Here is a 10,557-nt window from a genome sequence, read left to right on the forward strand (position 1 = left end):
CTGCAACTGCCTGCAGGCCCGGTGATTTTTTACGCCTCTTCCACACTTATTCGCAGCGCTGCCAGCGCTTTACGCGCCGCTTTCAGCACCTGCTCGCACTGCTCAATCGTCAGCGTCAGCGGCGGTTCAATGCGGATGGTTTTCGAGTTGTTGAGCGTGCCGGCCACCAGCACCCGCTGGCGGAACATCTCGCTCGCGAAGCTATAGCCGGTTTCGTTATCGACAAACTCAATCGCCATCAGCATCCCTTTGCCACGCGCGTCCTGCACCAGGTCCGGATACTCCCGGCCTAGCTGACGGAAGCCGTCCAGCAGCATGTCGCCTTTCTGCTCCGCCTGGGCGGGCAGGTTTTGCTCCAGCAGTACGTTGATGGTCGCCAGCGCGGCCGCACAGGCCAGCGGGTTACCGCCAAAGGTGGTGGTATGCAGGAACGGGTTGTCGAACAGCACCGAGAAGACCTCTTCAGTCGCAACCGTCGCACCAATCGGCATCACGCCGCCGCCGAGCGCCTTCGCCAGGCACAGGATGTCCGGCTGAACGTTTTCGTGCTCGCAGGCAAACATTTTGCCAGTGCGCCCCATCCCGGTCTGGACTTCGTCGAGGATCAGCAGCGCGCCAAACTCATCGCACAGCTGACGCACGGCGGGCAGATAGCCCTGCGGAGGGAGGATTACGCCGCCTTCACCCTGAATCGGCTCCAGGATTACCGCCGCCACGTCATCGCCGGTTTTACGGCATTCGCTCAGCACGGTGCGCATGGCGTTGATGTCGCCAAACGGCACGTGGCGGAAGCCCGGCAGCAGCGGCATAAACGGTTTGCGGAAGGTGGATTTGGCGGTAGCAGACAGTGCGCCCAGAGATTTACCGTGGAACGCGCCGCTGGTGGCGATAAAGGTGAATTTCCCGCGCGGCGACTGGTACGCTTTGGCGAGTTTAATCGCCGCTTCGACCGATTCCGTGCCGCTGTTGCTAAAGAAGCTGTACTTCAGTTTGCCGGGCGTTAAGGCCGCCAGCGTTTTCGCGAGCATAGCGCGAAGCGGGTCGAGCAGTTCCTGGCTATGGAGAGGTTGTTTCGCAAGTTGATTCTGTACGGCGGAAACCACAACTGGATTACGGTGCCCCACGTTGAAGATACCAAAACCACCCAGGCAATCGATAAACTCCTGTCCCTGGGTGTCGACAAGCGTGTTAAGACTCCCCGCTTGCCACTCTACGGCTCCGTAATCCCCGCCGGCGGTAACAGATTTGCGATACTCCAGAAAACCTGGATTGACGTGCTCTTTAAAGTAATCGATGACCTCTCGGTTAAGTTGTTTCATCTCCTCATGATCGAGCGTTCGCTTCTCAATGAGATTCAGTGCGTGCGCGGTACAGGCAAGAGCCGAGGCGCTGGAAGGTAACCTGTTCAAAATGTGCTCCCGGGGATCGCGTATCACATGATACTGGTTTAAGTATTGCAGGGATTACGCCACTTCAGATGACTTAACGAAAATCGGGATAAACGCCAGGTTAAAATAATGTTGCACAATATTTAATCATGCCGGAGCAACCGAAACGGGATTCAGCGGTACAGGACAGAAAGGATAAATGAGGGCGGAAAACCGCATCTGCACTAAAGAAGTGCATTCGCTGCAACTTAAGTGGGCATTAACTGATCATGCTTTACAGGTAATTTCTTTGCGAAAGTATTTGAAATCAATGAATTATAAAATCGCACAAAAAGTATGGTTTAAGTCAAATCTGCGATCTTCATCAAGTTTAACAACTAAAGATAAATTGTTTACCGCCGAAAAAACATTGACCCACAAAATTAACATTCAAATAACCTGCAAGGGATGCCCACGATGTCCTCTCCAACCTATGTCACCCAGAATGAATATCCTCTGGACGATGACACCACCTTAATGTCTACCACAGACGTCCACAGCTACATCACACACGCCAACGACACCTTTGTGCAGGTGAGCGGCTACCAGCTCGATGAGCTGACGGGCCAGCCGCACAATATGGTGCGCCACCCCGATATGCCAAAAGCCGCGTTTGCCGATATGTGGTACACGCTGCAGCAGGGCGAGCCGTGGAGCGGAATTGTCAAAAACCGGCGCAAAAACGGTGACCACTACTGGGTGCGTGCGAATGCGGTGCCGATGGTACGCCAGGGGCTGGTGACAGGCTATATGTCCATTCGCACCAAAGCCACAGCGGAAGAGATTGCCGCCGTGGAGCCGCTCTACCGGGCGCTGAACGACGGAAGCTGTATGAAACGTATTCATAAAGGGCTTGTGGTTGGAAAAGGCTGGCTGGGCAAACTGCCGGCTATGCCGCTGCGCTGGCGCGTGCGCAGCGTGATGGCGGCGCTTTTTGCCGTTCTCGCCGCCACGCTGATCGCGACCTCCGCCGGGTGGATGCCGCTCGCCGCAGCCGCTCTGGTCATGCTGCTGGGGACACTGCTGTTTGAGCAGCAGATTGTCCGCCCGGTAGAGAATGTGGCGCGACAGGCCCTGAAGGTCGCAACCGGTGAGCGCAACAGCGTGCAGCATCTGAACCGCAGCGACGAGCTGGGGCTGACGCTGCGCGCGGTAGGGCAACTGGGGCTGATGTGCCGCTGGTTAATCAATGACGTGTCGAGCCAGGTGGTGAGCGTCCGTGACGGCAGCGACAGGCTGGCACAGGGAAATGAAGATCTGAACGATCGCACGCGTCAGACCGTGGCGAACGTGCAGCAGACCGTCGCGACAATGAACCAGATGGCCGCTTCCGTTCAGAGTAACTCTGAAACCGCCGCCGAGGTGGATAAACTCTCCGTGGCCGCGAGCAGCGCGGCGACGAAAGGGGGCAACGCGATGCAGACCGTTGTCAAAACCATGGATGACATTGCCGACAGCACGCAGCGAATTGGCTCGATTACCTCCCTGATTAACGATATCGCTTTCCAGACCAATATTCTTGCGCTGAACGCGGCGGTTGAAGCGGCAAGGGCAGGAGAGCAGGGAAAAGGTTTTGCCGTGGTCGCGGGCGAAGTGCGCCATCTCGCCAGCCGAAGCGCCAGTGCCGCCAATGATATTCGTAAACTCATTGATGCCAGCGCCAGCAAGGTGCAGTCCGGCTCTGAGCAGGTTCACGCCGCAGGTCGCACGATGGATGATATTGTCGAGCAGGTGAAAAACGTGACGCAGCTTATCGCCCAGATCAGCCACGCGACCTCCGAGCAGGCAACCGGGCTGTCAGAGTTGACCCGCGCGGTGGCCGAACTCGACAGCATCACGCAGAAAAACGCCGACCTGGTCGAAGAGAGCGCCCACATTTCTGCGATGGTGAAGCACCGCGCCGGACGCCTTAAGGATGCGGTAACTGTGCTTCATTGAGTCAGTAATGTTCTAAAAAAGCCGTTTATTTCGTAAGGAATAAACGGCTTTTTATTTTCTGGTTGTGACTATTAATGTATTTTATTGTTAATTTAATATTAAATAACTAAAGAAAGTGCCTCAGTTATTTATCCCTGCCTAAGTCAGTTATCCAGAACGCTATTTTGAAAAATACCCCTCCGGTGGTCTGGTAACGATCGATGGAGCAATATTAATAGCCTCTACCTATCCATTGCGATGGTTATGAAATAAAAAAACGATCAAACTCATAAAGTTAGCGAAATCGTTACCGATAACAGCGATCGTCTGAGAAATAATCACATCGATGGAGAAAATATGTTCTTACATGACGTAAAGATCGGCACGAAATTATTTCTGGCGTTTGGGTTCTTTATTGTCCTGATGGCGCTCAGCGCGAGCCTGTCTCTGATAAGCCTGAACCGGGCTAATAACGGGATGCAATCGATTATTACCAGCGATTATCCGACCACGGTAAAAGCGAACCAGTTAATCGATAACTTCCAGGAATTTATTAGCACTCAACAGCTGATGCTGCTGGACGAGCAGGGCACCTATACGGGGCAATCTCAGCAGCGCCTGAAAGAGATCAGCGAGCACATCACGGTGATCCTGGGCGAGCTGAACAGCGCGCTGCAGGATCAAAAGTCTCAGCAGGTTCTGGCGGAGATCCGCAGCGTGCGCCAGCAGTATCTGGACTCGCGCTACCGCATTTTGCAGGCGGTGCAGAACAACAATCGTGCGGGCGCTATTCAGGAGATGATGACCACCACCCTCGCCGTGCAGCAGGCTTATAAAGCGAAGGTGAAGGAGCTGATTACCATTCAAAACAGCGAGATGCAGAGTGCCGGCGCGCAGGTGGAAGGGGATTTCAGGTCTAACCGACTGCTGCTGATCCTGCTCACGCTCTTTAGCATTGCGGCAGGCAGCCTGATTGGCTGGTTTATCGTGCGCGCTATCACTCGTCCGCTCGGCGAGGCGGTACATTTTGCAAAAGCCATTTCTGAGGGCGATCTCACGGGCAGCATCACGCCACACGGCAAAGACGAAACGGGTCTGCTGCTGCATGCGCTGATGGAGATGAAAACGCGACTGCTGGACATCGTGCAGCAGGTGCAAACCGGCTCGGAGAATATCTCCAGCGCTGCCGCGCAGATTGTCGCCGGGAACCAGGATCTGGCCGCGCGCACGGAAGAGCAGGCAAGTTCTGTAGAACAGACCGCCGCCTCGATGGAGCAGATCACCGCGACGGTGAAAAATACCGCCTCGCATACCGGGGAAGCGACCAACCTTTCGGCCGATGCCGCCACGGTGGTTAAAAACAACGGCGAGATGATGAAGCAGGTGACCAGCAAAATGCGCCTGATTAACGAGACGTCGAACCGGATGTCCGACATTATCGACTTGATCGACGCCATTGCGTTCCAGACCAACATTCTGGCGCTGAACGCGGCGGTGGAAGCGGCGCGCGCCGGCGAGCACGGTCGCGGCTTTGCGGTGGTGGCGGGTGAAGTTCGCCAGCTTGCCCAGAAGAGCGCGTCATCTGCCAGCGAAATCCGCGAGCTGATTGAGAGCTCTACCAGCCAGACCCGGGACGGGATGAACCTGGTTGAAAAAGCGAGTGCATTGATTAATGGGATGGTCGGCAACGTGGAAGAGATGGACGCGATCCTGCGCGAAATTCGCCAGGCCAGCCACGAGCAGACGGAAGGTATCTCGCAGATTAACAGCGCGATTGGCCTGATTGATGCCACCACCCAGCAGAACTCCGCGCTGGTGGAGGAGTCCGTCGCGGCGGCAGCATCGCTTAACGAACAGGCGATGCACCTGAAGGAGCTGGTGCGCGTCTTCCGCGTGAGCGAGCACGCTCCGGCTTAATCCAGCTGGGAGATCTCGAGCGCCGCGCGGTCAATAACGCCGATAATCTGCTTGAGCTGCGCGTCGCTGAGCTCTCCCTGATTCACCTTCAGATCTAACACCGCTTTGAAGTTATCCAGCGCCCGCTTCATCTGCGGGTTTTTGCGCAGCTGAAAACCGACGGAACGCGCTTTGATACGCACCTGGATCTGTTCCAGCTGCTCCCGGTTTTCGTCCAGCCAGCGTTGTCCTTCAGCGGTAATCGTAATCGTCTTACGACCGTTCTCTTCTTCCGTAATGGTGATAAAGGTTTGATCCTGAAGATAATCCAGGGTCGGGTAGATCACGCCTGGGCTCGGGGTGTAATTCCCCTGAGTCAGATTCTCGATCTCTTTGATCAGCTCGTAGCCGTGGCTCGCGCTGCGGGTCAGGATATCCAGAATCACCAGCCGCAGATCGCCATGGCCGAAAAAGCGCGGTCGGCGCCCGCCGCTGTCGTGTTCGTGTCGCATAGTAGCTCTCTCAATTTGATATATCTAAACTATATCTAAGATATATTCAGATGCAATCTAAAAGATCTTGCATTTTTTCTTATTAGTAATCATTATCATTTAAAAATTGATTTAGATATATCGTATTCACCAGAGAAGGGGCTAAAAATGGCATCTACCCGTTACCCACAGCGTGTTCGTAATGACCTGCGCTTTCGCGAGCTGACGGTGCTCCGCGTTGAGCGCCCCAGCGCGGGTTTCCAGCGCATTGTTTTAGGCGGCGAGCAGCTGGAGGGCTTTAGCTCCCGCGGTTTCGACGACCATACCAAAGTCTTTTTCCCGGCCCCGGGGGCGGTGTTTGTGCCGCCGGTGGTCACCGATGAAGGCATCGACTGGGGCGACGGCGTACGTCCTCAGACGCGCGACTACACGCCGCTGTACGACGAGGCAAACCATGAGCTGGTGCTCGATTTCTTCGTTCATGACGGCGGCATTGCCAGCCGCTGGGCGGTTGAGGCAAAAGTGGGCGACAGGCTGACCATCGGCGGTCCGCGCGGTTCGCTGGTGGTGCCGGAGGATTACGCCTGGCAGCTGTACGTGTGCGACGAGTCCGGCATGCCCGCGCTGCGTCGACGCTTAGAGAGCATTGCTAAACTGCCGGTTCGCCCGGAAATTCATGCGGTAGTGACGGTTGGGGACGACTCTTATAAGGACTATCTGGCGCACCTGAGCGAATTCAACATCACCTGGGTTGTAGGCCACAGTGAGCAGGCGGTAGCGGACCATCTGGCGGCGCTGACCGTTCCTGGTGAAGACTATTTCATCTGGCTGACCGGGGAAGGGAAGGTGGTGAAGACGCTGAGCCGTCAGTTTGAAACCGATGCGATTGACCAGCAGCTGGTGCGTGCCAGCGCATACTGGCACGCCAAATAATCAGGCGGCGGAATCCAGCTGCGCTTCGCTCACCTGATGTTCGAGCGAGGCGCGGACCTCGTGCAGGGCTTTCTCCTGCTGAGCGAAGTACGCTTCCATATTGTTCAGCGACGAGACCAGAAGCCAGGACTCCTCTTTCTCCAGCTCCGCCAGCTCGTTCACTAAAATGTCTATCTGCTCGCGAACCTGCGCCATTTTTTTGCGGATACGTTCCAGATCGTTCAGCCTGTCGCTTGCCATCAATGGCTCAAAGCCCTGCTGCAGGCGGGCCACCAGTGAGCGAATGGTTTTAACGTCGCCACGCTGCTTCGCCTGGTTGAGCTGCACCATCATCGCGTTAGCTTCCTCTTTCAGATCGTCCGCCACCAGATCCGGGTGGCAGAGCTTGCTCGCCTGCCGCCAGAGGCGCTTGAGCTCGTTCCGATCCTCTTCCGAAAGATCCTTACCCTTGCGCAGCCGCACTTCGGCATCGTGATGCTGCTCGCGATATTTCTCGTACTCTTCGTTAGCGTCGTCTCGCGCCTGACGCGCAGGCTCCTCTTCGCGCGTTAAGCCGCTCTCCAGCTCCAGCGCTTCGGCCAGCAGGTTGGCAATCAGATTGCTTTGCTGTTCAAGATGCTTGCGCGCCTCAGCGGCCTGCACGGAGTCGGCCGGGAGATCGCGCCAGCGCTGGGTGAGCGTCGCCAGCACCTCTACCGCCTGCGCCATATAGCGCTGGCAGCGACGGTAATCTTCCTCGCGACGACGCGCTTCCGCCTGCTGACGGCGCAGGTTCAGCTCGGCCAAGGTTTTACGCAGGGCGAGGATCTGCTGCATCAGCGGCCCGAGGCGAGAGAAATAGAGATCGTTGAACTCATCAAGCTGCTGCACCCGGGCGTTGCGGCGGTCAATCAGATCGCGCAGACGTTCTTCCAGCGCCTTCAGCTCCAGCTTGCTGGCGGCCACCTGCGGATCGCGCCACTGGGTCACGGCGCGCTGGCCCTGAAGCCAGGCGGTAATTGCCGCCATCGCAGCGGTGTAGTTCTTCTTTTCAAGCGCCACGACGATTGCCTGTAGCTCATCGTCAAACGCTTCATTTTTCAGCCGTGTCAGCTGGCTCTGGATGATGTCGTCATCTTCCAGTTCAATGGCATTTTTAATGATTTCTAGCCGTTTGATCGGTGTGCTCATGATGCCTTTCGCTTTGGCGCTTAAGTATTTGAGTTAAGGTTAGTTGTTGTAAAATCTACAGGAAATAATACACACGGATGATGATCGGCGCGATGGGGGATTTCTTTAGTTTTGCAGTTTGTGAGGTGGGGAAGTGAGCAGGAGCCTGTAACGTGGAGGGTGAGGATAGCTCCGTTTCCTGCTCTACCTGCGAAACCACGCCTGGCTATTGGCTTTGCAGTTCCTTCAACGCGCCTTGTGCGGCATTCTCAATCTGTTTGCAGAACGCTTTAGCGCCTTCCTGGCAACTATCCGTGGCATTTCTCACGACTTTCTCGAGATCACGATCGTTCGTGGTCGTATCGATGTGATTAATCATCCATGACTCAAAAGCGCGATCGCTTACAGATAGCTGCATGAGTTGATGGGAGGTCTTCCAGTTGTTGGCTAACAGCCCGACAATAGTCGCTGATATCCCTTCTGCGATATATCCCTCATCACACTGTCTGTAATTTTTGTAAAAAGAATGGACGCCTTGCCAGTCCTGAATGGCAGAGGCTGCGTTATCTGCCCTGTCCATTTCTTCAACAGAAGTACAGTCATTTGCATAAGCCACGCGCGATATCACTAACATAATCAAAAACAACTGCATCGTTTTCATATCAAGTTCATTCCCGGTGGGATATAGATATTTTCAAATTTCTGCGTCGCACTCATGGCCGAGCAGGCGCTGTTATTTGATACGGTGATGGTTGAGAGGGAGGATTTAGCCATGTGCTCTTTTATTTTCTTCATCGCCTCATCAGTAGTTCGGATGCATCCCATTGTCGGATGTTCTGGCCCTGGTTTATAAGGGCTATGCGCCTGACCTGAATGTACACCTACACCGGGGTGTCCGGGATAGCTAAATCGAATGATTCCATAAGTCCCATACGAACCATCTTCACTATCGCCTGGGTGTAAATGTGGCTTTGATTTATCCTGTATCTGATATGTGCCGTTACTAATGTGTTTGAATGTGGCTCTGCGATCGACGTTATTATAAGCGGTCCACTTGTCAACAATAGAGCCATCACTACCTAGCAATGAAAGCGTATGGGCACAACCATCAAAAGTAAGTCTGGCCATAAATTCCTCCGCTAGGCTGTAGTTCTTTCATTCCATGAATCAGAGTGAATGAGATTGCCATCGACAAATTTCCAGGTGATTTTCTCGTAGCGTAGTTCAACGATTTCCATATGGTTAAGATGCTGGGTGTGCGGATCTTTACAGTTCGCCATTACCGGTGTAACCGAAACGACTTTGACGTTTTCCAAAAACATATTGAAATATTCCTCTTCCAGACCTGCATCGTTTATACGGTACCATTTCATCTCCGCTGATTTCAGAAGCTGCCCGGTAGATACGGCTTTGTACAGATAGGTCGAGGCGCTATCAAACTCTTTCCCGATAGTAAAAGCACCGTGTACATGTGTTCCTGTTTGTTTTCCTGTATTACCGTCTACAGGGATATGCAGGCCATGCGAAAAGGTGATCACTTCAATACTGCCTTCGCGATTTTGTACGTCAGATGACCCTTTGATGGGGGCGCCGCCGTCGTCTTTCAGAAATAAATGAGCTGGAATTGGCATGAGTTAGTTTCCAAATGGCTGGTAAATTATTTATACGTTACATTATTATCTTTTTTCAATTTGTAACTTTTTTCTTTTTTTAGGATACGGTAATTAATTAATGGTATAAGGAATGTTGTTTTTATTAGCAAGGCGAATGTGTGGAGCTCTCTGTTAATGTTTAACGAAAACCTGGCTCGCTAATGTTTCAACGTAAAAAGCAGATATGTTAACCCGGCCATTAGGCCGGGATGTTATTGAAAACGCTATTTGTCTCGCTTGAAATTGGGGACATATCCTAAGTCATTCAATGCACCCGGGAATGTCTTTAACCATGTTGCTACTTTCTGTTTGTTAATATTGACCACGCTCATGCCTTCAAGACAACCCCATAATTCACGTGTATGTTGTGGCGTGATGACAATGCAATCCTTCATGACCCGAATTTTAACAGGTATACCATTAATAAAACCTGCATTAGATAGCCACTTGCCACTTAGGGGAAGATAGTGGCAATCCACGCAAGAATAGAACTCACAGCAGGCTGTACAGTCTTCTGGTGTTTCTGCCCGAGGATGAGCGGGCGCGACACCAGTTCGGTTGCCGTGAAGTCGGCGAGTATCGTTTTTGCGTATCAGATCGCGGTTTTCAGTTATAGTGGTAAAAGCGTCTGATTCTTTTTTGAAAACAGTAAACTCTGGCTTAAAATCCATCGCAGCCATATTCAACTCCTTCTAAGTTGTTTGTGGTTAGCGGTAAGGAGGTGTTCCACCACCTTCATATCGCGAGCTATTGTCGTATTAATCTATCCTGCTTTTCATCGCTTCCTTAACAGGAATGACGTTTACGCTGAGTAAATTATATCCAACTGAATAAAAATACAGTATTGAATGATACGATAAAGTTGAAATGTGCGAGCTGGATTCAGAAATATAGGAGGCAGGAGAGGATTACATACAGCCAGTCATCATTTTTTAGTTTTCGATAAACTGTAATGATATGTTTTTTTTATATAAGACAACGTCTCTGACCTGCTCCCCGTTGATTAATACACCGCGATGTTAGTAATGTCTTCATAAGCCACATGAGGACATCCCCATGAAGAAGCGTTTTTCCGACGAACAGATCATCAGT

General features: G+C 52.9%; 10 protein-coding genes. 3 read left to right on the forward strand and 7 right to left on the reverse strand.

Annotated features, from left to right (window positions below; translation table 11 throughout):
• Positions 1 to 29 precede the first annotated feature (29 nt).
• Positions 30 to 1,409: a putrescine aminotransferase gene (ygjG, locus tag ACOTZC_RS19305; RefSeq protein ID WP_023309267.1), complete on the reverse strand. Its 1,380-nt coding sequence runs from the start codon at positions 1,407 to 1,409 to the stop codon at positions 30 to 32.
• A 435-nt stretch (positions 1,410 to 1,844) separates the two neighbouring features.
• Between ygjG and ACOTZC_RS19310 the strand changes: the two genes are divergently transcribed.
• Both ACOTZC_RS19310 and ACOTZC_RS19315 read left to right on the forward strand, forming a co-directional pair.
• Positions 1,845 to 3,365 (forward strand): methyl-accepting chemotaxis protein, encoded by a 1,521-nt coding sequence (locus ACOTZC_RS19310; RefSeq protein ID WP_045403428.1) that lies wholly within the window; start codon positions 1,845 to 1,847, stop codon positions 3,363 to 3,365.
• Positions 3,366 to 3,701: 336 nt separating this feature from the next.
• Positions 3,702 to 5,261, forward strand: coding sequence for a methyl-accepting chemotaxis protein (locus ACOTZC_RS19315; protein ID WP_248169759.1), 1,560 nt, complete (start codon positions 3,702 to 3,704; stop codon positions 5,259 to 5,261).
• Here ACOTZC_RS19315 and ACOTZC_RS19320 read toward each other — a convergent pair.
• Entirely contained in the window at positions 5,258 to 5,752 is a 495-nt protein-coding gene (locus tag ACOTZC_RS19320; protein ID WP_029741394.1) for a PadR family transcriptional regulator, read from the reverse strand. The two genes, ACOTZC_RS19315 and ACOTZC_RS19320, sit on opposite strands and share 4 nt — an antisense overlap.
• 147 nt (positions 5,753 to 5,899) lie before the next feature.
• On the opposite strand from ACOTZC_RS19320, the gene ACOTZC_RS19325 reads away from it, so the two are divergent.
• Entirely contained in the window at positions 5,900 to 6,664 is a 765-nt protein-coding gene (locus tag ACOTZC_RS19325; protein ID WP_023309263.1) for a siderophore-interacting protein, read from the forward strand.
• On the opposite strand, the gene ACOTZC_RS19330 is transcribed toward ACOTZC_RS19325, so the two are convergent.
• The 5 genes from ACOTZC_RS19330 to ACOTZC_RS19350 all read right to left on the reverse strand — a co-directional run bounded on the left by ACOTZC_RS19330 (position 6,665) and on the right by ACOTZC_RS19350 (position 10,145).
• A complete protein-coding gene (locus ACOTZC_RS19330; protein WP_023309262.1) occupies positions 6,665 to 7,834 on the reverse strand; it encodes a molecular chaperone DnaJ in 1,170 nt (389 codons plus the stop codon). It lies immediately after the preceding gene.
• A gap of 205 nt (positions 7,835 to 8,039) precedes the next feature.
• On the reverse strand, positions 8,040 to 8,474 hold the full coding sequence (locus tag ACOTZC_RS19335) for a hypothetical protein (protein ID WP_045620106.1): 435 nt from the start codon (positions 8,472 to 8,474) through the stop codon (positions 8,040 to 8,042).
• Entirely contained in the window at positions 8,471 to 8,941 is a 471-nt protein-coding gene (locus ACOTZC_RS19340) for a L,D-transpeptidase family protein (RefSeq protein WP_213751817.1), read from the reverse strand. The genes ACOTZC_RS19335 and ACOTZC_RS19340 overlap by 4 nt, the downstream gene beginning before the upstream one ends.
• 11 nt (positions 8,942 to 8,952) lie before the next feature.
• Positions 8,953 to 9,444 (reverse strand): type VI secretion system tube protein TssD, encoded by a 492-nt coding sequence (gene tssD, locus ACOTZC_RS19345; protein ID WP_047634107.1) that lies wholly within the window; start codon positions 9,442 to 9,444, stop codon positions 8,953 to 8,955.
• A 245-nt stretch (positions 9,445 to 9,689) separates the two neighbouring features.
• Positions 9,690 to 10,145, reverse strand: a complete 456-nt coding sequence (locus ACOTZC_RS19350; protein WP_052135649.1) for a SymE family type I addiction module toxin — start codon at positions 10,143 to 10,145, stop codon at positions 9,690 to 9,692.
• Positions 10,146 to 10,557: the final 412 nt, after the last annotated feature.

This window comes from Enterobacter cloacae complex sp. SHL009, assembly GCF_049237205.1.
Lineage (GTDB): Bacteria > Pseudomonadota > Gammaproteobacteria > Enterobacterales > Enterobacteriaceae > Enterobacter > Enterobacter cloacae_M.

Bases quoted from the DNA above. Each gene is read 5' to 3' on its own strand.
- ACOTZC_RS19310 (WP_045403428.1), top strand. From the start codon at position 1,845: ATGTCCTCTCCAACCTATGTCACCCAGAATGAATATCCTCTGGACGAT.
- ACOTZC_RS19315 (WP_248169759.1), top strand. From the start codon at position 3,702: ATGTTCTTACATGACGTAAAGATCGGCACGAAATTATTTCTGGCGTTT.
- ACOTZC_RS19320 (WP_029741394.1), bottom strand. From the start codon at position 5,752: ATGCGACACGAACACGACAGCGGCGGGCGCCGACCGCGCTTTTTCGGC.
- ACOTZC_RS19325 (WP_023309263.1), top strand. From the start codon at position 5,900: ATGGCATCTACCCGTTACCCACAGCGTGTTCGTAATGACCTGCGCTTT.
- ACOTZC_RS19330 (WP_023309262.1), bottom strand. From the start codon at position 7,834: ATGAGCACACCGATCAAACGGCTAGAAATCATTAAAAATGCCATTGAA.
- ACOTZC_RS19335 (WP_045620106.1), bottom strand. From the start codon at position 8,474: ATGAAAACGATGCAGTTGTTTTTGATTATGTTAGTGATATCGCGCGTG.
- ACOTZC_RS19340 (WP_213751817.1), bottom strand. From the start codon at position 8,941: ATGGCCAGACTTACTTTTGATGGTTGTGCCCATACGCTTTCATTGCTA.
- tssD (WP_047634107.1), bottom strand. From the start codon at position 9,444: ATGCCAATTCCAGCTCATTTATTTCTGAAAGACGACGGCGGCGCCCCC.
- ACOTZC_RS19350 (WP_052135649.1), bottom strand. From the start codon at position 10,145: ATGGCTGCGATGGATTTTAAGCCAGAGTTTACTGTTTTCAAAAAAGAA.